The organism is Haloferax sp. Q22 (assembly GCF_001482285.1).
GTDB lineage: Archaea > Halobacteriota > Halobacteria > Halobacteriales > Haloferacaceae > Haloferax.
In genome coordinates, this window is sequence record NZ_LOEP01000032.1 from 57,685 (window position 1) to 79,329 (window position 21,645).

Annotated in this window: 23 protein-coding genes; 14 read left to right on the plus strand and 9 right to left on the minus strand. The window is 68.5% G+C overall.

Features of this window, described 5'->3' with window-relative positions; translation table 11 throughout:
- Positions 1–176: 176 nt before the first annotated feature.
- Positions 177–530, plus strand: a complete 354-nt coding sequence (locus AM590_RS14105) for a hypothetical protein (protein ID WP_058828030.1) — start codon at positions 177–179, stop codon at positions 528–530.
- A gap of 18 nt (positions 531–548) precedes the next feature.
- Here the strand turns inward: AM590_RS14105 and AM590_RS14110 are convergent, their stop codons facing one another.
- The 4 genes from AM590_RS14110 to AM590_RS14125 form a co-directional block, all read right to left on the minus strand.
- The gene (locus AM590_RS14110) at positions 549–1,115 is read right to left on the minus strand and encodes a YqaA family protein (RefSeq protein ID WP_058828031.1); all 567 of its coding nucleotides are present in this window, start codon (positions 1,113–1,115) and stop codon (positions 549–551) included.
- A 49-nt stretch (positions 1,116–1,164) separates the two neighbouring features.
- Positions 1,165–2,238, minus strand: coding sequence for a tyrosine decarboxylase MfnA (mfnA, locus tag AM590_RS14115; protein WP_058828032.1), 1,074 nt, complete (start codon positions 2,236–2,238; stop codon positions 1,165–1,167).
- Between the two features lie 129 nt (positions 2,239–2,367).
- Complete coding sequence (gene ppsA, locus AM590_RS14120; RefSeq protein WP_058828033.1) at positions 2,368–4,644, minus strand: phosphoenolpyruvate synthase; 2,277 nt, start codon at positions 4,642–4,644, stop codon at positions 2,368–2,370.
- Positions 4,645–4,761: 117 nt separating this feature from the next.
- A complete protein-coding gene (locus AM590_RS14125; protein ID WP_058828034.1) occupies positions 4,762–5,010 on the minus strand; it encodes a hypothetical protein in 249 nt (82 codons plus the stop codon).
- A 77-nt stretch (positions 5,011–5,087) separates the two neighbouring features.
- Here AM590_RS14125 and AM590_RS14130 point away from each other — a divergent pair, with 77 nt between their 5' ends.
- Entirely contained in the window at positions 5,088–5,687 is a 600-nt protein-coding gene (locus AM590_RS14130; RefSeq protein WP_058828035.1) for a J domain-containing protein, read from the plus strand.
- 37 nt (positions 5,688–5,724) lie between these two features.
- Here the strand turns inward: AM590_RS14130 and AM590_RS14135 are convergent, their stop codons facing one another.
- Entirely contained in the window at positions 5,725–6,504 is a 780-nt protein-coding gene (locus AM590_RS14135; RefSeq protein ID WP_058828036.1) for a MarR family transcriptional regulator, read from the minus strand.
- A gap of 153 nt (positions 6,505–6,657) precedes the next feature.
- Here AM590_RS14135 and AM590_RS14140 point away from each other — a divergent pair, with 153 nt between their 5' ends.
- Positions 6,658–7,350 (plus strand): metallophosphoesterase, encoded by a 693-nt coding sequence (locus tag AM590_RS14140; protein ID WP_058828037.1) that lies wholly within the window; start codon positions 6,658–6,660, stop codon positions 7,348–7,350.
- Between the two features lie 45 nt (positions 7,351–7,395).
- Here AM590_RS14140 and AM590_RS14145 read toward each other — a convergent pair whose 3' ends face one another.
- Positions 7,396–8,673 (minus strand): NAD(P)/FAD-dependent oxidoreductase, encoded by a 1,278-nt coding sequence (locus AM590_RS14145; RefSeq protein ID WP_058828038.1) that lies wholly within the window; start codon positions 8,671–8,673, stop codon positions 7,396–7,398.
- Between the two features lie 94 nt (positions 8,674–8,767).
- On the opposite strand from AM590_RS14145, the gene AM590_RS14150 reads away from it, so the two are divergent.
- The 4 genes from AM590_RS14150 (at position 8,768) to AM590_RS14165 (ending at position 12,188) form a co-directional block, all read left to right on the plus strand.
- On the plus strand, positions 8,768–9,937 hold the full coding sequence (locus AM590_RS14150) for a threonine synthase (protein ID WP_058828039.1): 1,170 nt from the start codon (positions 8,768–8,770) through the stop codon (positions 9,935–9,937).
- A gap of 84 nt (positions 9,938–10,021) precedes the next feature.
- Positions 10,022–10,717: a metal-dependent transcriptional regulator gene (locus tag AM590_RS14155; protein WP_058828040.1), complete on the plus strand. Its 696-nt coding sequence runs from the start codon at positions 10,022–10,024 to the stop codon at positions 10,715–10,717.
- Positions 10,714–11,415 (plus strand): TMEM165/GDT1 family protein, encoded by a 702-nt coding sequence (locus AM590_RS14160; RefSeq protein WP_058828041.1) that lies wholly within the window; start codon positions 10,714–10,716, stop codon positions 11,413–11,415. The genes AM590_RS14155 and AM590_RS14160 overlap by 4 nt, the downstream gene beginning before the upstream one ends.
- A 125-nt stretch (positions 11,416–11,540) precedes the next feature.
- Complete coding sequence (locus tag AM590_RS14165; RefSeq protein ID WP_058828218.1) at positions 11,541–12,188, plus strand: LysE family translocator; 648 nt, start codon at positions 11,541–11,543, stop codon at positions 12,186–12,188.
- A gap of 27 nt (positions 12,189–12,215) precedes the next feature.
- Here the strand turns inward: AM590_RS14165 and AM590_RS14170 are convergent, their stop codons facing one another.
- A complete protein-coding gene (locus AM590_RS14170; protein WP_058828042.1) occupies positions 12,216–13,088 on the minus strand; it encodes an alpha/beta hydrolase in 873 nt (290 codons plus the stop codon).
- 201 nt (positions 13,089–13,289) lie between these two features.
- Between AM590_RS14170 and AM590_RS14175 the strand changes: the two genes are divergently transcribed.
- The 3 genes from AM590_RS14175 to AM590_RS14185 all read left to right on the plus strand — a co-directional run bounded on the left by AM590_RS14175 (position 13,290) and on the right by AM590_RS14185 (position 16,233).
- A complete protein-coding gene (locus AM590_RS14175) occupies positions 13,290–14,336 on the plus strand; it encodes an NAD(P)-dependent glycerol-1-phosphate dehydrogenase (protein ID WP_058828043.1) in 1,047 nt (348 codons plus the stop codon).
- Positions 14,337–14,427: 91 nt separating this feature from the next.
- On the plus strand, positions 14,428–15,069 hold the full coding sequence (locus tag AM590_RS14180) for a DUF420 domain-containing protein (RefSeq protein ID WP_058828044.1): 642 nt from the start codon (positions 14,428–14,430) through the stop codon (positions 15,067–15,069).
- Positions 15,070–15,174: 105 nt separating this feature from the next.
- Positions 15,175–16,233, plus strand: coding sequence for a glycosyltransferase family 4 protein (locus tag AM590_RS14185; protein WP_058828045.1), 1,059 nt, complete (start codon positions 15,175–15,177; stop codon positions 16,231–16,233).
- 105 nt (positions 16,234–16,338) lie between these two features.
- Here AM590_RS14185 and AM590_RS14190 read toward each other — a convergent pair whose 3' ends face one another.
- Complete coding sequence (locus AM590_RS14190; RefSeq protein ID WP_058828046.1) at positions 16,339–16,962, minus strand: halocyanin domain-containing protein; 624 nt, start codon at positions 16,960–16,962, stop codon at positions 16,339–16,341.
- Positions 16,963–17,106: 144 nt separating this feature from the next.
- Positions 17,107–18,153, minus strand: a complete 1,047-nt coding sequence (locus tag AM590_RS14195) for a M42 family metallopeptidase (RefSeq protein ID WP_058828047.1) — start codon at positions 18,151–18,153, stop codon at positions 17,107–17,109.
- A 152-nt stretch (positions 18,154–18,305) separates the two neighbouring features.
- Here AM590_RS14195 and AM590_RS14200 point away from each other — a divergent pair, with 152 nt between their 5' ends.
- From AM590_RS14200 to AM590_RS14215, 4 genes are read left to right on the plus strand one after another with little or no spacing between them, the layout of a single operon-like run.
- Complete coding sequence (locus AM590_RS14200) at positions 18,306–18,563, plus strand: MTH865 family protein (protein WP_058565845.1); 258 nt, start codon at positions 18,306–18,308, stop codon at positions 18,561–18,563.
- A gap of 13 nt (positions 18,564–18,576) precedes the next feature.
- Complete coding sequence (locus tag AM590_RS14205; protein WP_058828048.1) at positions 18,577–19,299, plus strand: hypothetical protein; 723 nt, start codon at positions 18,577–18,579, stop codon at positions 19,297–19,299.
- A gap of 39 nt (positions 19,300–19,338) precedes the next feature.
- Positions 19,339–21,165: a S9 family peptidase gene (locus AM590_RS14210; RefSeq protein WP_058828049.1), complete on the plus strand. Its 1,827-nt coding sequence runs from the start codon at positions 19,339–19,341 to the stop codon at positions 21,163–21,165.
- A gap of 58 nt (positions 21,166–21,223) precedes the next feature.
- Positions 21,224–21,643: a cobalamin B12-binding domain-containing protein gene (locus tag AM590_RS14215; RefSeq protein WP_058828050.1), complete on the plus strand. Its 420-nt coding sequence runs from the start codon at positions 21,224–21,226 to the stop codon at positions 21,641–21,643.
- The last annotated feature ends 2 nt before the right edge of the window (positions 21,644–21,645 follow it).

The window sequence follows — 21,645 nt, forward strand, 5'->3', positions numbered from 1 at the left end:
TACGCATGTTGTCGGGGAGACCCGTCGCGGTCACACCGGTACTGAAGCCGAGCGGGCGTATAAATCATCGGGACCGCTCGAGACCGCCGCACTCGACCGACTGTTGGAGCCCGCGTCGGCGACGCGCCAACACGAGTCACGGAATTGCTATCTTGTCGGCTGACGCCCTGTTCTGCGTGACTACGACCACCGCCTCCCAACCCTCCCGGAGCGTCGGCTTCGCCGCCGTGTTCGCCGTTCTCCTCGGTCTGTTCGTCTCCGGCTACGGCCTCCTTCTCGTCCCGCAGTCGCCGCTCGGCGGCGGCTGGATTCTCGCTATCGGCGTCTCGCTCGCGCTCGCCGGGGTCTTCGCAATCGAATCGGTCGGCCGACGCCTCGGGCTGTCCGCGGCCACGTGTCGGACGTTGTCGCTGTCGTTCGCGGCGCTCGCGGTCGTTCTGTTCGCCGCGTTCGTCGTCGTCAACTACGCGTCCGTCGAGTCGTTCGAAGCGACTTCGGAGACAGCGACGGGCTCAGAAACGAGCGGCTGACCCGCGATTGCGCCCCGCTCAGAGGAACGCCAGCGCGGCCTCGATGCCGATGACCGTCACGACGAGTCGGCCGCAGGAGCCGACGAACGTCGCGGCGGCGAACTTGAGGTAGTCGTCTTCGAGGACCGCAAACGCGTAAATCGAGAGCGTGTCGGGGAAGCCCGGCACGCAGAGCGCGGCCGCGAGTCCGGCGAAGCCCCAGTTCTGTGCGATTTGGACGGCCTTGCGCTCGGTCCAGCCCATCACGTCGACGGGAAGCCGTTCGAGCGCCCGCTCGACGTAGCCCGACTCCTTCGTCTGGCGGCCGATGTGGAACGCGAAGACGCTCCCGGCGGCCTTGCCCGCGCCGCTGACGAGGATGATGACCGCCAGTTTCGCGCTGTAGGGAAGCCCGAGGTCGAGCGGCGCGGCGAGGACGATTTCGCTCACGCCCGGGAGGGCGAAGGCGATGAGAAACGAGTACGCGAAGATGATGACTAGCCCGACCCAGCCGGTGGCCGTCTCGACCAGCGACGAGAGCCACGAGAAGTCGGGGTACAGACTGAGCGTCAGGTCTGCGAGCGATGCGAACGCGGTGAGAGACACACGAGAGGGTCGAAGCCAGTCGGTTGTAAGTTTTCAGGTTCGGACCGGCTCAGTTGCGCGACGGGGTCGACCGGAGGTCGTCGAGGTCCGAGAGGAACGCCCGGAGCGACTCGCGGGAGACGTGCGGCATGCAGACGATGCGGAGTTCGCCGCTCGCGGTCCGCGAGATGCGCCAGCCGAGGTCCCGGAGCGACTCGAACTGCCCGTCGGGGACGCTTGCGGCGACGAGCGGGAGGTCCGGTTCGACCGCGTCGTAGCCCCGAGAGCGGAGTTCGTCGTAGAACCACTCGGCGTTCGCCTGCTGGCGCTCGTAGGCGTCGCGGTAGCCGTCGGGCCAGAGTTCGCGCATCGCGGCGGCCGCGGAGGCGACGCCCGCGCCGCTTCGCGTTCCGGTGAGGCTCGCCTGCGACGCGGATTCGAGATACGGCGTGTCGACCGCCAGCGAGTCCACGACCGACTTGTCGCGGAACAACAGGCCACCGGCGGGGACGACTGCCTGCCCGTACTTGTGGGGGTCGATGGTCATCGAGTCGATTGGCGCGTGGGCGAACGACCACTCGTGGTCGGTGAAGGGGAGGATGAACCCGCCCCACGCGGCGTCGACGTGCATCAGCGCGCCGGCGTCGTGGGCGACCGCCGTCATCTCGGGAATCGGGTCGACGCGGCCGAACTCGGTCGTGCCGGCGACGCCGGCGACGAGGACGGTGTGGTCGTCGACGGCCTCGCGGACGGCCGCGACGTTCGCGCGGTAGTCGTCGTCGACGGGCACGATGCGGAGCTCCACGTCGAGCACGTCGGCGGCCTTCTGGAAGCTGAAGTGGATGCTCTCGGGGGCGACGACGTTCGGGTCGTCGTCGCGGGCGTGGTTGCGCGCGGCGCGGATGGCCTGGATGTTGGCCTCGGTCCCGCCGCTTGTCACGTAGCCGTGGGGGGCCGAGAGGCCGGTGATATCGCCGAGGTACGAGAGTGCGTCTTCTTCGAGGGCGGCGACGGCCTGATAGGTCGCCGGATCGCCGGGGTTGGTGGCAAAGAACCGCTCTGCGGCCTTCCGGGCGGCCGGGTGCGGTCGGGTGCACATCGAAGAGAGGACGCGGTCGAACTCCTGCGGTGCCGCGCGCTGCATGCATCCCACTATAACCACACCCAGTATATCGGTTCCGCTCCGTTGCGCCGCGTCGCCCACCCGACGGCCACCGCTACGGGGTCGAGAAAAGACGGAACGCGGGTAGTCGGCCCTCGACGTTCGCCGGGGTCAGCGAACCGAGTCGAGGAGGAGCCGCTGTTCGACGCGCTTGACCTCGTGTTGCACGTCGCGGACGGCGTCGATGTTGGCCGAGATGGAGCTGACGCCCTTGTCGACGAGGAACTGGACCATTTTGGGCTTCGAGCCGGCCTGCCCGCAGATGCTCGTCTTCACGCCGACTTCACGGCACGTCTCGATGGTGTCGCCGATGAGTTTGAGCACCGCCGGGTGCAGTTCGTCGTAGATGTCGGCGACGTGCTCGTTGTTGCGGTCCACCGCGAGGGTGTACTGCGTCAGGTCGTTCGTGCCGAACGACGCGAAGTCGATGCCGGCGTCGGCGAGCTCTTCGATGCAGAGCGCCGCGGCCGGCGTCTCTATCATGACGCCCCACTCGCGCTTTTCGGGGTCGATGCCGGCCTCGCGCATGTGCTCTTTCGCTCGCAGCACGTCCTCCGCGTCGTTGACGAGCGGGAACATGACTTCGAGGTTGTCGTAGCCCATGTCGAACAGGCGGCGGAACGCCTGCAGTTCGAGGCGGAAGACGCTCGGGTTGTCGAGGCCGCGACGGATGCCGCGGTAGCCGAGCATCGGGTTGTGCTCTCGCGGCTCGTTCTCGCCGCCTTCGAGCTGTCGGAACTCGTCGGTCGGCGCGTCGAGGGTGCGGACACGGACCGGCCGCGGGTAGAACTCCTCTGCGGCCTCGCGGACGCCCGAAACGATTTCGTCCACGTAGGCGCGCTCGCCGTTCTGCTCGATGAACCGCTCGGGGGTCTTGCCGAGCGTCAGAACCATGTGCTCGATGCGGAGCAGGCCGACGCCGTCAGCGCCCGTTGCGGCCGCGCGCTCGGCCGCCTCAGGGATGGAGACGTTGACCTTGACCTCGGTCGCGGTCATCGGCTTGACGGGCGTCTTGGGGCGGGCCTCCTCGACGGGCTGGCGCTGTTTCTCCTCGGGCTCTTCGCCCTCGCGGACAGTTCCCTTGTCGCCGTCGATGGTGACGACCTCGCCGTCTTCGAGGGTTTTTGTCCCGTCACCGGTGCCGACGACCGCGGGCACGCCGAGTTCGCGGGAGACGATGGCCGCGTGGGAGGTCATACCGCCCTCGTCGGTGACGATGCCGGCGGCGCGCTTCATCGCGGGCACCATGTCCGGCATGGTCATCTCGGTGACGATGATGTCGCCCTCGGCCACTTGGTCGAGGTGGTCGAGCTTGGTGACGATGCGGGCGCGGCCGGAGGCGATGCCGGGGCTCGCACCGAGGCCGCGGATGAGCACGTCGTCGCCCGTTGCGGCCGCCCGCGAACGTCCGCTGTCGCTCTCGTCTTCCTCGCCGTCGTCGCCCTCCGCGATGGTCGTAATCGGGCGCGACTGGAGCATGTACACCTCGCCGTCGTAGACGGCCCACTCCACGTCCTGCGGCGTCTCGTAGTGGTCTTCGACCAGTTCGCCGAGTTCGAGCAGGCGGGACACCTCGTCGTCGGTGAGGACGCGCTCGTGGCGGTGGTCGTTCGGCACGTCGCGCATGACGGTCTCGCCGGTTTCCTCGTCGCGGACGCACATCGTCTTCTTGTCCGCGATGGTCGCCGTCTCGACCTCGCCGGTCTCGCGGCTGATGACGTAGTTGTCGGGCGAGACGGTGCCGGAGACGACGGCCTCGCCGAGGCCCCACGCGGCCTCGATGATAATCTCCTTTTTGCCGGTCGAGGGGTGACGGGTGAACATCACGCCGGACTTCTCGGCGTCGACCATCTGCTGGACGACCACCGCGATGTCGACCTTGTCGTGGGGGAAGCCCTTGCGGTTGCGGTAGTAGATGGCGCGCTCGGAGAACAGCGAGGCCCAGCACTCCTTGACGCGGTCGAGGAGGTCCTCCTCGGTGATGTTGAGGAACGTCTCCTGTTGGCCCGCGAAGGAGGCGTCCGGCAGGTCCTCGGCCGTCGCGGACGACCGGACGGCGACGAAGGCGTCGCCCTCGCCGACGCTCCGGTAGGCGTCGAGGATTTCCTCTCGAACGTCGTCCGGCATCGGCGTCTCCATGATGAGGTCGTGCGCCGTCTCGTGGGCCGCCTGCAACGCCTCGGAGTCCTCGTGGTCGACCTCGACCGCGGCGAACAGCTCGTCGTCGATGCCCGCGTCCTCGATGAACGCGCGGTACGTGCTCGCCGTCACGACGAATCCCGGCGGGACGGGAAGCCCCGCACCGGTTAGTTCGCCCAGCGACGCGCCTTTCCCGCCGACCAGGTCGAGGTCGTCAGCCCGTACGTCGTCCAGCCAGACTACAGCCATGTGATGTTCGTATGGTCCCGCACCCCGATAAAGAAGTTTGCGAACGAAACAAGTATGAATGAAAACTCACTCGAAGGCGAGTATGAAATTGCAGCGCCGACCCGGGAACAGTCGTTCTCAGGACTCTCGCCGCGCCCGCCCGTGTTCCTCGCAGAGGATTTCGCCGGTGTCGGGGTCGAGATAGAACGGCGACCCGGCTTCGACCGGCTTCCCGCAGACCGCACAGCCGTCGTCGTGCCGGAGGAAGTACTTCCCTTCCGCGCGGCCCGTCTCCAGTCGCCCGGCGGCGACGGCCGGTCGCGTCAGTCCCTCGCCGATTTGCGTGCGCTCCGCGCTGTCGGCCTCCTCGAAGCGAATCGGTCGCATACCGACGCTTGGGTCGCCGGCGGCAAATCGGTACGGGCAGCGAGGGGTTCATAATCGCTCGTCCCGTGATTTCTAGCGTGCTTCCGGAGTGGGTCTTTCTGCTCCCGCCGTGGCTCATCGTCGGCCTCGCTGCGGGCGCGGTCGCCTCCGTCGTCGTCGCCGGCGTCTTCGTCGTCGGTGGTCGTGTCTTCCCGGAGCGGCGGGTCTCCCGCGGCCCCCGCGTCGACGGGACGGGCCGCCGCCGCCACGAAATCCGCGACTACCTTACCGCCATCGACGAGCGGTTCGTCGAGGACCGCCCGGTCCGCGGCGAGACGGTGGCGTTCTTCCTCCCCGAACGCGGCGTCGCCATCACCTTCGACGCGCAGGCGTTCTTCCGCCTCGAACGCGCCGGCGTCTACGCCGTCCTCTGCGAACACGAGATGCCCGGCGGCCAACTCGGACGACGGCTCCCCTTCGACGTGCCGGACATCGAGCCCAAGCTGGCCGACCTCGACGACCCCGTGTCGGCCGCGTTCGACCGGCTCGACCTCCCCGCGAACGCCTCCTCGGACGCCGTCAGAGACGCCTATCGAGCGCGGGTGAAAGACGTGCATCCCGACCACGGCGGCGACCGAGAGCGGTTCCGCGAGCTACGGGAGGCGTACACGATGGCCCGAGAACACGCCGAGAGCTAACGGCGACCTGAGTTGAAAAACCGAAACCAGCGCGGAGCTACGGCTCCGTCACTTCGAACAGCACGCCCGCGTCGCGGAGCGCGTCGGTCACGCGCCCGGCGGTGTCGGTGCTGGCGACGACCGCGGCGTCGAGTCCGCGGGCCGCGGCGTCAGCGGCGACCTCGCCCGGCGCGAACCACGTCCGCACGTCGACCTCCGCGTCGCGGCATGCGACAACGGCCTCGACGCCCGCGGCGACGACGATGTCGGCCTCGTCGCACGCCACCGCGAGCGCGTCCGCATCGACCGCGTCGGACTCGGAGAGTCGCGCGGGCGGCACCTGCAGCACGCGGACCGAGCCGGGTTCCATCTCGATGACGCCCTCGAAGCCGGTGACGCTGGCCGCGTCGCCCGCCTCGGCGTCGGTGGTGGCGACACCGATGGCCGGCCCGTCGTCGCCGGGCGTGGCGTGGAGCAGGCCGTCGCGGAGCGAGAGCGTCACGGTGTCGCCGGCCGCCACGTCGTCGGTGACGATTGCGGCGTCCTCGTTGACGCTCTCCAGCACGTCGTCGGTGACGTGTTCGGCGAACCGCTGGAGGGCGCGCGCCTCCTGAAACAGCCAGTCGACCCCCTCTTTCGTCACGCGGTAGCGCGACCGGCCCTGCTTTTCGACGAGCCCGTCTTCGACGAGGTCGCGGATGTACTCGGAGACTGCCTGACTCGTCACCCCGACCGCCTCGGCGATTTCGCCCTGACTCACCGCCGGCTGCCGGTCGGCTATCTCGGCGAGGATGCGAAAGCGGGTCGCGGTGCGCTTGTCCTCCAGTGCGCCGCTCATGTGCCGAACGTGGGACGCACCGATTAAAAAGGCCCCTGCTCCGACGGCGGCACCGGCCCCAGTTCCGCCGCCCTCTCGCCGCCCTCTCGTCGGCCCTCGGCGCGGCGCGCGCCCTCCGGTGGAGATTTGTCTCCGACGCCCTTCCAGTCGGTCGTGACACGCGTCTCCGTCCGTGATCGCGCCGTCTTTTTCCCCGACGCCGACACGCTCGTCCTCGCGGACCTCCACGTCGGCCGAGCGGACGCCTCGGCGGTCGACTTCCCACTTGGCGAGGGAACCGACCTCGCGGAGCGCCTGCGAGCCTACTGTGCCGAGTTCGATCCCGACGAGGTCGTTTTCGCCGGCGACGTGCTCCACCGGTTCGACCGCGTCTCGGAGCGCCACGTCGCAGCGCTCGAAACCCTCGCGGAGACGTGCGACGACGCCGGTGCCGACCCGGTGTTCGTCGCCGGTAACCACGACACGATGCTCGCGGAGGTCTGGTCGGGCGACGTGCACGACGAGTACCGCCTCGCGGACGGGACGCTCGTCTGTCATGGCCACCGCGAACCCGACGGCGACGCCGAGCGCTACGTCGTCGGCCACGACCATCCGACGCTCTCCATCGAGGGTCGACGGCGCCCCTGCGTCCTCTACGCCCCCGACGCCTACCGCGGCGGCGACGTGCTGATGCTCCCGGCGTTCACCCGCTTCGCGGCCGGGGTCGAAGTCAACCGGATGCGCGCGTCCGACTTCCAGTCGCCGCTCCTCACCGACGCCGACGACTTCAGGCCGCTCGTCCGCGACGCGGAGACGGACGAGACGCTCACGTTCCCGCCGCTGGGGAAGCTACGACGCTTGCTCTGACTGTCGAAGTAGGCGGTGAATGGAAAAACGACGGCGAGCGCGCGATTACGAGAGGTCGTCGCGGACGGCGTCGGCAGCCTCCTTCCCGCTCCGCATCGCGCCCTGAATCGACGACCACGCGGTGTAGTCGCCGGCGAGGTACGCGCGGCCGGGGGCGTCGCGGGCGTCCGGGAGCGACTCGTGGACCCCCGGTGGCTGGGCGAACTGCGCGAAGGAAATGTAGTCGGTGTGGAGCAGTTCGAGGTCGTCGAAGTAGCGCTCGGGGTACCACGCTTCGAGCGTCCGGCGGGTCTTCTCGAACAGTTCCTCCTCGGACTCGTCCTGCGCGGCCGCGCCGAGGAACGTCGCGTTCAGGAGTTCCATGCCCGGCGGGGCGTACTCCGGCGCGACGGTCGAGAGGGGAACGACCGTGTTGGGGTCGGGACTCGGCGCGTTGAGCATGATACGCTTGCCCGCGTCGAGGCCGCCCCCGCTCGGAAGCGTGTAGTACTGGGTGACGCAGCCGTGTGCCTCGGTCGGAATCGATCCGACGCCGGTCAGTCGGCGTGCCTCCTTGGGGTCGGTGGCGACGACGACCGCGTCGGCTTCGAGCGACTCGCGTCCCGTGGTGACGACCGCGCCGTCGCCGTCGGACTGGACCGACTCGACGCGCTCGCCGAGGCGGACGGTCGCGCCCTCGTCGCGGGCGGCGGCGGCGAGTTGCTCGGGAACCGCCCCCATCCCCGCCGCGGGGACCGCGGTGCTCCCCGTCGAGAGCATCTTGAACGTGTACTCGAACACCCGCTTCGACGACGAGAGCGAGCGGTCGAGCGTGATGCCGCCGTAGAAGGGCGCGACGAAGTGCTCGATGTAGTCCTCGGAGAAGCCCCAGTCGCGGAGGTACGACCGGATGCTCCGGTCCGTCGAGGCGAAGATTCCCTCCTCGTCGCGGGTGCTCACGTCCTGTCTGAGCGCCAGCGTCCGGAGCTTGTCGCTCGTCGTCACCTCGGGGTTGCGGACGGACTCGAACAGGCTCCCGATGTCGCGGAAGGGGTCCGAGAGGACCGCGCGTCTGCTCGGTCGGCAGATGGTCGCGCCGGGCGTGAACCGCCGGAGGTCGAGGGCGTCGAGGTCGAGTTCCCGCCGGACCGCGGGGTAGTCGGTGAAGAGGACCTGAAACCCGCGGTCGAGCGTGAAGCCGTCTTTCGTCCGGGTCCGGACCCGCCCGCCGACGTCGTCGCGCCGCTCTACGACGGTCACGTCGGCCCCGTCGGCGGCGAGGTGTCGCGCGGCGACGAGGCCCGCGAGGCCCGCGCCGACCACCGCGATGTGGCTATCGTCCATATCTCGTCTCTCGGACGGGCGACACAAAGCCGCTACGGGTGGCGGCCATCGGCCGACGGGAAGGGCTTAGTCCCTCCCCCCGTAAGCCCCGCCCATGCAGACGTCCGACACCTTCTCCGGGCTGGTGTGCACGGAGACCGGCGACGAGTACGACGCGGACGCGACCGGCGCGAGCGACGCCGACGCGCCGCTTGACCCCACCTACGACCTCGACGCGGTCGAGTGGGACGCCGAGACGCTCGCCGAGCGCCCCTTCGACACGATGTGGCGCTACCGCGAACTGCTCCCCTTCGCGGAGCCGGTGACGGCCAACGAGGGCGCGACACCCCTCGTCGCGGCCGACGCGCTCGGCGAGGAGGCCGGCGTCGGCTCCTTCCTCATCAAGGACGAGGGCCGCAATCCGACCGGGACGTTCCTCGACCGCGGCTTCTCGCTCGCCGTCACCGCCGCGCGCGAGGCCGACGCCGAGGTCGTCGCGCACGCCTCGCCCGGCAACGGCGCGCAGTCGGCGGCCTCCTACGCTGGCCTCGTGGACGCTCGCTCCTACGGCTTCGTCCCCTCGCGGACGCCGTTCCCGAACAAGGCCATGGTGAACGTCCACGGCGGCCAGATGAAGGTCGTCGGCGGGCGCTATCCCGCGGCGCTCTCCGCGCTCCACGAACAGCTCAAGAGCGACTGGTACTCCCTGCAGGAGTTCGACAACCCCTACCGTCACGACGGCACGAAGACCATCGCCTACGAGGTCGTAGAACGCCTCGACTGGGCGGTACCCGACTGGGTCGTCGTCCCCGTCTCGACCGGCGAACTCGCCTACGGCGTCTACAAGGGCTTTTCCGACCTCGTCGAACTCGGACTGGTCGAGTCGGTCCCTAAACTCGTCGCCGCGCAGTCGGTCGGGTGCTCGCCTGTCACCACCGCGTGGGAGGCCGACAGCGACGACCACGAGACGTGGAACCAGCCGGACACCATCGTCGGCGAACTGGAGATTCCGGATCCCGCGGGCGGGTCGCTCGCGCTCCGCGCCGTCCGCGAGTCCGGCGGCGCGGCTGTCGCCGTCAGCGACGACGACGCGCTCGAATCCGCCGTCACCGCCGCCCAGACCGCCGGCGTCGAAGTCGGCCCCGCGGGCGGCGTCGCGCTCGCCGGCGCGTGGGAACTCGCGGACGAGTTCGACGAGGACGACACGGTCGTCGTCGTCAACACCGAGTCCGGAACGAAGAACGCCGATATCCTCCGCAGTCACCTGATGGGACAGGGCGTCTGAGAGTCACACAACCGGCTGGTCCCCTGCTCGAACGTCCTCGTTGCCTCCACCAGACTTTTACTTTAGACACATCTAATCCGTGGTATGTTGAGCGACGTGATGGAGGACTATCTGAAGGCTATCTACACGCTCCAGATGGAGCAGGGACCGCCGGTTTCGACCTCCGACATCGCGGAGTACCTCGGGAAGACGCCGCCGACCGTGACGAGCATGGTCGGCAAGCTCGAAGACCGCGGGCTGGTCGACCGCGAGAAGTACAAAGGCGTCGAACTGACCACGGAAGGCGAGACCGTCGCGCTCGAAGTCCTCCGCCACCACCGCCTCTTGGAGGCGTATCTCACGGAGCACCTCGACTACTCGTGGAGCGAGGTCCACGACGAGGCCGACGCGCTCGAACACCACATCAGCGAGGAGTTCGAAAAGCGGGTCGCAGCCGCCCTCGGCGAGCCCGAGGTCGACCCCCACGGCGACCCCATCCCGAGCGCCGACCTCACGCCGCCGGACTCCTCGGGCCTGTCGGCGCTTTCCGAGTGCGGGGTCGGCGACCGCCTTGTGGTCGCCCGCGTCAGCGACCGCGACCCCGCGGAGTTGGAGTACCTCTCCGAGGCCGGTGTCACGCCCGGGACGACCATCGAAGTGACCGACATCGCCCCCTTCGGGATGGTGACGGTGCGCGTCGGTGACGACGGTCGCGAGCAGAGCCTCCCGGAGTCCGTGGCCCGAACGATTCGCGTCCGCCCGCCCGACGAACCGAGTAGCGAGGAGGTGTCGCCGGCGTGACCGGCTGGTGGGAGATTCTCGTTATCGCCCTCGTCTCCCAACTTGCGGTCCTGCCGGGCGAGAAGGGACAGTTCATCATCGCGGGCCTCTCGACCCGCTTCGACCCGAAGGTCGTCGTCGCGGCCGCGGGGTCGGCGTTCGCCATCTGGACGGCGCTCGAAATCATGCTCGGGCAGGCGCTCAAGAGCGCGCTCCCGCCGGCCATGCTCGACGCCATCACCGCCGTCCTGTTCGCCACGTTCGCGGTGTTGCTCTATCGCGCTGCGCCCGATGCGTCCGCGGGGAGCGAGGTCGCGACCACCGACGGCGGCGTCTCCGGGTTCGACGACGCGCCGACGGTGTTCGGCCGCGAACTGTCGACGCAAGGCTTCGGCGGCTTTCTGCCCATCTTCGCCATGATGGCCGCGGGCGAGTTCGGCGACAAGACCCAGTTCATCACCATCGGGTTGGCCGTGCAGTACGGCGCAACCTCTGCCATCTGGGTGGGCGAGATGCTCGCCATCATCCCCGTGAGCATCGCCAACGCGTACTTCTTCCACCGGTTCTCCCACCGGTTCGACACGCGCAAGGCGTACCTCGGCGCGGCCGCCCTGTTCGGCTTTTTCGCCATCGATACCTTGCTCGCCATCGCCACCGGCTTCTCCATCTGGGAGACGCTCGTCGGCACCGTCAGCGACGCGGTCCTCGCGCTGGTCTGACCGGGCGACAGACTCTCTGTTCGAGGGGCTGAACCCCTACGCCGTCGCTTCCGCGCCATTTTTCACGGCATCGCGCCCAAGAGAGAGCCATGTCTACCCTCCTTCCGTCCTTGGGTGCCGGGTTGGTGTTCGGGCTGGCGCTCGCCGCACCGCCCGGTCCGATGAACGCCGTCATCGCCGAGGAGAGCGTCGTCCGCGGGTGGACCGCGGGCGCTCGCGCCGGCCTCGGTGCGATGAGTGCCGACGCGCTGTTTTTCGTCCTCGCGGCGCTCGGGCTGGTCGCGTTCGTCGAGCAGTTCCCGACGGCGCAGGCCGTCATGGTCGGTGCCGGCGGCGTCCTCATGCTCTACTTCGCCTACGGCGCGGCACAGGAGATGGACACCACGTTCCGCGAGGCCGCCGACCCCGACGAGGACAGCGCGGGCTTCACGAAGGCGTTCGTGCTGGCGCTGACGAACCCCTACCAGATTCTGTTCTGGCTCACCATCGGCGTCGGCCTGCTGGAGACCGGCACCGTGGATGTGCTCGCTCACACGCCCTATCTCGGCGCGTCGCTGTCGAACCTCCTCGTCGTGGAGACGGGGAGCCCGGCGCTCGTCCTCGGCTTCTTCGGCGGTATCGCGGTCTGGGTTACCGGCTTCCCCGCGGCGCTCGTCGCGGCCGAACAGCGCGTCGACTCCTTCGCGCCCGCCGTCGCCGCCGTCAGCGCCGTCGTTCTCGGCGGGTTCGGCGTCGTCTTCATCTGGGACGCGGTGCAGTCGCTCGTGCTCTGACGCGCGGAAAAATGAGTTTCTGAGCCGCTACATGTCGCCGACGATGTCGTCGGCAATCGTGTTCAGGTAGTTGCTGTGGTCGTCGCCGACCTGGCTCTCCACGTCGTGGTCGGTGTAGTTCGCGGGCGGCGTGTCACCGTCTTCGAGGCCCGTCTCGCCGAGGGCCTGGTCGAACTCGATGGTGTTGTACACCCACTGGAGCACGTCGTCGGCCTCGTTGTAGTAGTTGTGAACGTGGCCGGTCCGGTCGCGGATGGCCTCGTAGGTGGCCCGGCCCTCCTCTTTTCCGGGGACTTCGTTGTCCGTTGCGGCCCCGAACGGGTGGACGGTCGCCACCTCGTGGCCCGGGTCAGTCCAGTCGCTCCGGCCGTCGAGCGTGCGGAGCGCGCTGAAGACGACCTGCGCGCCGAGCGAGTGGCTGGCGAATCGGAGCGTCGCGCCCGGGCAGGCCGCCTTGAGGTCGACGGCGAACTGCGCGAGTTTGCGGCCGTTCGCCTGGGCGATGTCCTGCGATTCGGCCCAGCCGTAGTCCCAGCCACCGCCCTTGTCGTTGTCCCACGTGTAGCCGACGACCGTGCCGCCGTAGCCGGCGGCGGAGAGTTCGGCGTCGGCCGTCGCTATCTTGTCGAGGGCGGCCGCCTCGGGGTCGTCGCCGTCTTTGTCCCAGCCGTGGACGAACACGGTCAGGTCGGAGGCGCACCCGGCGTCGACGCCGGGCACGTCGCCGGAGGTGACGTAGCCGCGGGCGGTGTGACCGGACGCGAGCGAGCCGTCGTCGTCGAAGTGGTCGCGCGTCGAGACGTGGGGGACCGACGCGGCGGCCGCGGGGCCGCTTCCGAGGGCCGCGAGTCCGGAGAGCGCTGCTGCTGTCGTCGCGAGGAACTGCCGTCTGTGTGCCATGGGTTGTCTACCCGCTCGTCTGCGGGTGTCTTTCGTGCGAAGCGAAACGTGATAAATCAAACTACGGTTCGGTCCGTTGAGATATTGTCCCACGAGGCGACCGAAACCGGGCGACAGTCTCGCGGACGGGGTGGCCGAGCCGGCGGGGTTCGGGCCACCGAGACGAGAAACACTATGAACCGCCGTGGCCGATTTCCGCGTATGTTCGACAAATCGACGTGGATAAAGCTGCCCCGGAGCGTGCTTCAGGGCCACGGCGTGCTCGACGACCTCTCGGCCGCGGTCGACGAGTTGTACCTCTCGGGCGACCCGTTTCTCGTCACGAGTCCGTCGCCGAACCGCATCGCCGGCGACCGGGTCCGCGAGCAGTTCGACGACATTTCGTCCGTCTCCTTGGACCGCGCGAGCTTCGAGTCGGTCGAGCGCGTCGTCGACGCGGCGCGCGAGGCCGACGCGGGCTACCTCATCGCCCTCGGCGGCGGTAAGCCCATCGACGTGGCGAAGATGGCCTCCGACCGCCTCGACTGCGGCTTCATCTCGGTCCCGACGGCGGCGAGCCACGACGGCATCGTCTCGGGCCGGTCGTCGATTCCCGAGGGCGACACCCGTCACTCGGTCGCCGCCGACCCGCCGCTCGCGGTCGTCGCCGACACGGAACTGCTCGCGGAGGCCCCGTGGGAGCTCACGACCGCCGGCTGCGCCGACATCATCTCGAACTACACCGCGGTCAAAGACTGGGAGCTGGCCCACCGCCTGAAGAACGTCGAGTACTCCGAGTACGCGGGCGCGCTCTCGCAGATGACCGCCGAGATGCTCGTCGGCAGCGCCGACTCGATCAAACCGGGGCTCGAAGAGTCCGCCTGGATAGTGACGAAGGCGCTCGTCTCCTCGGGCGTCGCCATGTCCATCGCCGGCTCCTCGCGGCCCGCGTCGGGCGCGGAGCATCTCTTTTCGCACCGGCTCGACCGCATCGCCCCTGGGAGCGCCCTCCACGGCCATCAGGTCGGCGTCGGTTCCATCATGACCGAGTACTTCCACAGCGGCGCGCGCGGCGAGTGGACCGACATCCGCGACGCCCTCTCGACGATGGGCGCGCCGACGACCGCGGACGAACTCGGCATCGACGACGAGACGATTATCGAGGCGCTCACGACCGCCCACGAGATTCGCGACCGCTACACGATTCTCGGCAACGGCGTGAGCGAGGAGGCGGCCATCGAGGCCGCGACCATCACCGGCGTCATCTAACCCGGTCGGTCGCACCGTGGGCGGAGGGTCCACCCCTCGAAGCCCGTCCGGAACCCGAAGACGGAATACGCCGTCTTCCCAACGCCCGGCCATGGCAACTGCGAGCGCAGACAACCCCCTGAAGGAACACCCCGCGGCCGCGACCGCCGTCCTCTCGGTCGTCGGGTACGCCCTCGTCATCGGGACCTTCCTCGGCGTCGTCCCCGGCAGGGTCTTTCCCGACCTGTCGCTCCCACAGGTGAACGTCCTCTCCGACGCCATCGCCGTCGTGAACACGGTGAACGTCCTCGTCATCGCGGCGGGCTGGCGCTGGATTCGCCGCGACGAGGTCAAGAAGCACGCGGCCGCGATGGTCACGTCGTTCGGCCTCATCCTCGTCTTCCTCGTGATGTACCTCGCGAAAATCGGCGGCGGCGGCACCAAGGAGTTCGTCGGCCCCGCGTTCGCGTACTACCCGTATCTGGCGATGCTGGCGATTCACATCATCCTCTCTATCGTCTCGGTGCCGGTCGTCCTCTACGCGCTCATCCTCGGGATAACCCACTCCGAGCGCGAACTCCGGACCGAGACGCCCCACCGGAAGGTCGGCCGCATCGCGGCCGGCGCGTGGCTCGTCTCGCTCGCCCTCGGGGTCGTGACGTACCTGCTTCTCAACCACATCTACAGCTGGGAGTACACGGTCACCGCCGTCGAGTCCGCGGGCGCGCTCGTCGCCCCCGCCGTCGGGCTCTGAATCGCGTCGCCGGACCGCGCTCCGTTCTCTCGACGCTCCGGCGGCCGCCCGGGTCGCGTCCTCGAAAACTGTGGATTTTTATTGCGCGGCGTAGTGGCGGCGAATATGCGAGTCGCGCTCGTCTCGATGTACACGACGCACCACGAGGAGACGGGAGCGACCAGACGGCTCCGACGGACGGCGGAACTCCTCGCCGAGCGCGACCACGAGGTGACGGTGCTCTGTGCGAAGTGGTGGGACGGCGACGTCGTCGAGTTCAAACAGGACGGAGTGACCTACCACCGCGTGACCGACGCGCCCTCCGTCGGCGGCTTCGCCTCCCGCGTTCCCTTCGCCCTCCGCGAGGTTTCTCCCGACGTGATTCAGGTCGCGAGCTACCCGCCGTCGCACGTCGCGGCGGTCAGGACCGCAGCGCGGTTCCTCCGGACGCCGGTCGTCGCCGACTGGTGGACCCGCGACGACCGCGGCGGCTCGCGGGCCTACCGGCGGGCGGCGAAGGCTCCGAACGCCGTCTTGGTTCCCTCCGAAATGGTCCGCACGCAGGTCCGCGAACTCGGCACATCGGTCGACGCGACCCACCTCGTCCCCGAGCCCATCAGCATGGACCTCGTCCGGAGCGCCGACGCCGAGGAGCGCGCGGACGTGGTGTACGCCCGCGACCTCGACGAGCACGCGAACGTCGAGAGCTTCCTCCTCGCGCTCGCGGAGCTCCGCGACAAGGACTGGTCCGCCGCCGTCATCGGCGACGGCCCCGAGCGCTCGACGGCCGAACAGACCGCCCGCGACCTCCGCATCGACGACCGCGTCGAGTTCCTCGGCGAACTCTCCGCGGACGAGGCGGTGCCCATCATGAAGGGCGCGCACGTCTTCGCGCAGACGGCGACAGTCGAACCCTTCGCGACGAATCTGCTGTGGGCGCTCGCCTGCGGCTGTGTCTCCATCGTCGAGTATCAGGCCCGCTCGTCGGCCCACGAACTCGTCGAGGGCCGCGAGCGCGGGTCGCTCGTCACGAGTCCGCAGGAACTCGCGGACGAAATCGTCGCCGCCCGCAGGTACGACCACGAGACGGTCGACGACGACTTCGCGAGCTACGACTACCGGCGTGTCATCGAACAGTACGAGTCGGTCTACGAGACCGAGCGCGACGACTACGGCTTCTTCTGAGTCGGCCGCCGCGCCCGCGGCTGTCGCGGCGGCGACCGAATCCGGGCAAACACGGCGAGCGCGGCCGCTCGTGACTGGTAAAAATCGAGAGGCGCGACGACCGCGTCAGTCCTGGACGTCGTAGTCGCCGCCGTACTTCATGAAGAAGTACGCGAGGCCGAGCGTCGCGACCATGGCGAACGTGGTGGCCACGCCGAGGGACTTCGCGCTGTCGGGGACCTGCGGGAGACTCGGGCCACCGCCACCGCCGGTGGTGACGGTCGGCACGTCGCCGCCGACGGCGACCGCGCCGAGCATGCCGAGCGCCTCGTGGGGCGCGCAGTGGTACTTCGTGATGCCCGCGTCGCCCTCTTCGAAGGTGTACTCGTAGGTGCTTCCGGCTTCGGAGACGGCCGCGCCGGAGTCGAGCGACGCGCCCTCGCTCGCGACGACGTTGTGGCCGCCGCCCTCGCCGGTCCACTCCCACGTCACGGTCGTTCCGGTGTCTATCCAGACGCCGGCGGGCGAGAACGCGAGTGCGCCGCCGTTACCTTCCGCGCCCACTTCGATGGTGACCTCGCTCTGGCCACGGAGGTCTTCGATGCCTCCGTCGATGCCGTCGAGGTAGCCGCCGAAGTCTGGTTCTTCCGTCTGCGCCGCGGCCGTGCCGGAAGTGGCGGCGACCGCCGCGCCGCCAGCGGCCGCCCCGAGGAACGCCCGCCGAGACATATCCGCGTTGCCGTCGGTCATGTCCGCCGCTTGGTGTGGGCCTGTAGTGAATACTTTGGTTCTCGTCCGCCGGTCGGGGGGTGCCGCGCCTCGATATAGGGGGTGTCCTCGCGATGTCGGCCGCGCCGACGGGGGTCGCCTACAGGGGCAGCCTCACGGGGCCGCCTACAGCGTGTAGTCGAACTCGCCCGTCTCGCTCTCCAAGAACGCCGTCAGGAGATCGATGTAGGCGACCACGTCGTCTTCGTGGACGCTCTCGGTGACGGTGTGGAGGTAGCGCGTCGGCATCGAAATCGCGCCGACGGGCTTCGCGCCGTAGCTGTTCTGGAAGCCGCCGGTGTCGGTGCCGCCCGCGGGGAGCAGTTCCAGCTGGTAGGCGATGTCGTTGTCCTCGGCCACGCTGCGGAGGCGGCGGTGGACCTTCGGGTTGGCGATGGCGCTGGAGTCCTTGAGCTTGATGCCCGCGCCCTCGCCGAGTTTCGTGACGTGGTCGGCGGGGTCGAAGCCGGGCACGTCGTTGGCGACGGTGGTGTCGAGACCGAGCGCGAGGTCGGGGTCGAGGTCGACGCCGAGCGCCTGCGCGCCGCGGAGGCCGACTTCCTCTTGGACCGTGGCGGCGAAGTGAATCGTCACCTCGGGGTTCTCGATGCGCCGGGCGGCCTCCAGCATAGCGAACAGGCAGACGCGGTCGTCGATGGCCTTTCCCGTCACGTGGTTCCCCATGCGGACGGTCGTCTGTTCCATCGTCACGAGGTCGCCGACGGAGACGGTCTCCTCGACGGTCTCGGCGGGCAGGCCGAGGTCGACGTACACGTCCTCGACCTTCGGCTCTTTCTTCTTCTGTTCCTCAGTCAGCGTGTGCGGCGGGACCGAGCCGATGACACCGGTGAAGTCCTCGTCTTCGGCGTGGACGGTCACGCGCTGGGCCTTCAGGACGCGGGGGTCCCAGCCGCCGAGGGCGTCGAGCTGCAGGAAGCCCTCGTCGTTGACGTGGCGGACCATGAAGCCGATTTCGTCCATGTGGGCGGCGACGGCGACCTCGTAGTCGCCCTCGCCCTCGATGGTGCCGACGACGTTGCCCATCGCGTCGACCCGGACGGTGTCGGTCGTCTCCTCGAGGTCCTCGCGGACGAGCGCGCGGATTCGGTCCTCGTAGCCGGGGACGCCGCTGGTCTCCGTGAGCTGCTTCAGGCGGTCGAAGTCGAAGTCCATGCGAGTGCATGAATTGCCGTTGTAGATAAGTCCATCAGTCCCGGGCGACCGTGCCGACACTCGACGGGTTGCCGCGCCGTCTCGCAAAGAACTCTAAATATATTCATTATTGTTCCGGAACCCTTTTCCACCTCTCTACGTAGGTACACGGTATGTCCGACACCGAATCTCAGCTCCGCGAGCAGTTCATGGACGCCTTCGCGAACGCCGACTTCCCCGTGAAGAACCAGATGTCTCTCGTCCCCGCGCTCCCGAACGGTCCGGGCACGAAGTTCAAGGCCGACGACGTGACCATCACGGCGATGGAGCTGGCCGCCAAACTCGGCAAGCACCAGGACTTCCCGTACGAGGACCCCGAGAGCCTCGTCGACGACATCATCGCCGGCCTCAAGGCCGAAGACATGATCTGAGTTCGGTCGTCGCGTGACCGAGACGAAACGCGCGCTCTGGGACCGTTTCGTCGACCGCTTCGTCGACGCCGCGGACCCGATTTCACTTTTCGAGACCGACGCCGACGGGACCGTCGAAACCATCGCGTACGGCCGCTCCGGCCGGCGGACGCTCCGCCGCGGCGAGCGCATGGAGCGTCGGCTCCGCGAGGCCGGGTGTCGCGTCGTCGCCGACTACGACCGACGCGAGGGCCGCTACGAGGGCCTCGTCTACATGATGTACACCCTCGACGGCGACGAGGTCGTCCCCCGATACCTCGGCAAGTGCGGGAAGTTCGGCGCGTCCGGCACCGACCTCAACAGCAACCTGAAGAACGTCGATACCAACGACGGCAAACTCGCGCGCTGGGGCTACGGGAACTACTACCACTTCGGCGACCTCTCGTCGGCCGCCTTCCGCGACGACGGGCCGGGGAAGTACGACCGCTGGCTGGACGCGCTGTTCGCTTCGACCGATCCGCCGCGGCTCCGCGAGCCGGTGTACTTCTTGGTCGAGCCGTGGGCGGTCGGCACGGAGGGGCCGTACCCCGACACGCGGCCGTACCTCGAAGAACTGGAGTACCAACTCATCGGCATCGCCTTCGAACTGTACCCCGAGCGCCTGCTCAACACCGAGGGCGTGCCGACGAACCCCGAGGCCTACGCGAAGATGCGCGGCTGGACCGACCGCGAGGACACCCGGCTTTCGGACTTCTGACACCCAAACCGATTTCTCGTCGCCGGGGCAATTCGAGGTATGCGAACGTACGACATCGAGCGCTACCTGAACATAAGGAGCGCCTACGGCGCGTCCTTCTCGGCCGACGGCGAGCGCCTGTCGTTCCTCATGGACACGACGGGCGTCCCGCAGGTCTGGACGGTCGATTCGCCCGGCGCGTGGCCCGAACAGCGGACGTTCTACGAGGAGCGCGTCACTTTCGCGTCGTGGTCGCCCGAGCGCCCCGAACTCGCCTTCGGCATGGACAAAGGCGGCAACGAGCGCGCGCAGTTGTTCCGGCTCGAACCCGACACCGGCGTCATCGAGAACCTGACCGAACACCTGGACGCCAAGCACCGCTGGGGCGGCTGGAGCCACGACGGCGAGCGATTCGCGTTCACCTCGAACCGCCGCGACAACGCCGTGTTCGACGTGTACGTGCAGGCCCGAAACGGGACCGGCACCGACGCCGAACTCGTCCACGAGGGCGACGGCTGGCTCACCGTCGGCGGCTTCTCACCTGACGACTCGAAGCTTATCGTCCAGGAGGCGTACTCGAACTTCGACCAGGACGTGTCCGTCCTCGACCTCGCCACAGGCGAGTTGACCCACCTCACGCCGCATCAGGGGACGGTCCGCTTCCAGAGCCCCGAGTGGGGTCCCGACGGCGAGAACGTCTACATGGTGACCGACCGCGGGAGCGACACGCTGGAACTCGTCCGCTACGAACTCGCCTCCGGAGCGTTCACGACCGTCGAGACCGGCGGCGACCACGAATTGGAGGGCATCAGTATCGACCACGACTCGCGGCGACTCGTCTACTCGCGGAACGTCGAGGGGTACACGGAACTCACCTTTGGTGAACTCACCGCGCCCGACCGCATCGACGTGCTCCCCCAACCCGACCTGCCGAACGGCGTCGCCGGCGGCGTCTCGTTCTCCCCGGACGGCGAGCGCGCCGCGGTCACCGTCACCGCCAGCGCCGACACCGCCAACGTCTACGTGGTCGAGTTGGCCACGGGCGACGCCGAGCGGTGGACGCTCGCGGCGACGGCGGGTATCCCCCGCGATACGTTCGTGCCGCCCGAACTCGTCCGGTACCCGACGTTCGACGGCCGGGATATCCCGGCGTTCTTCACGCTTCCCGAGGAGTCTCCCGAGGGCGAGACGCCCGTCATCGTGGACATCCACGGCGGGCCGGAGTCCCAGCGCCGGCCGTCGTTCTCGTCGGTCAAGCAGTACTTCCTCTCGCGGGGTTACGCCTACTTCGAGCCGAACGTCCGCGGCTCCGCGGGCTACGGGAAGGCCTACGGCCACCTCGACGACGTGGAAAAGCGGATGGACTCCGTCGCCGATATCGAGGCCGCCGTCGAGTGGCTCCACGACCATCCGGCGGTCGACCCCGACAAAATCGTCGCCATGGGCGGTTCGTACGGTGGGTTCATGGTGCTCGCGGCGATGACCGAGTACCCCGATCTGTGGGCCGCCGGCGTCGACATCGTCGGCATCGCGAACTTCGTGACGTTCCTCGAAAACACGGGCGACTGGCGGCGCGAACTCCGCGAGGCGGAGTACGGGTCGCTCGAAGATGACCGCGAGTTCCTCGAATCCATCTCGCCCATCAACAACGTCGAGAAGATTCGCGCGCCGCTTTTCGTCCTTCATGGCGAGAACGACCCGCGGGTGCCGGTCAGCGAGGCCCACCAGCTCGTCGAGGAGGCAAGAGAACACGCCCACGTCCGGGAGCTCATCTTCGACGACGAGGGCCACGGCTTTTCCAAACTGGAGAACCGAATCGAGGCGTACTCCCAGATAGCCGACTTCCTCGACGAGTACGTCCGGAGCGCGCCCGCCGCGGACGACTGATCTCGGACCTGCCTTATTTTCCGTTAGAGTCAAAGCGCGGGACATCGAATCCCCGTCTATGAGCGCGGACTCCGAACAGCGAACGATCCGGTGTCTCATCGCCAAGGTGGGACTGGACGGCCACGACCGCGGTGCACACGTCATCTCTCGCGCCTTCCGCGACGCGGGATTCGAAGTCATCTACTCGGGGCTACACCGGGCCCCGGACGAGATTATCCAGGCGACGGTCCAAGAGGACGTGGACGTGCTGGGTATTTCCATCCTCTCCGGCGCGCACAACACGCTCGTCCCGAAGGTGATGGCCGGCCTCGAAGAGTACGGCGCGCTCGACGACACGCTCGTCATCGTCGGCGGCATCATTCCGGAAGAAGACCGGCCGAAACTCCTCGAACAAGGCGTCGACGCCATCTTCGGCCCCGGCACGCCGATGCAGGAGACCATCGACTTCGTGAAGGAAAACGCGCCCGAGCGAGCGTGACG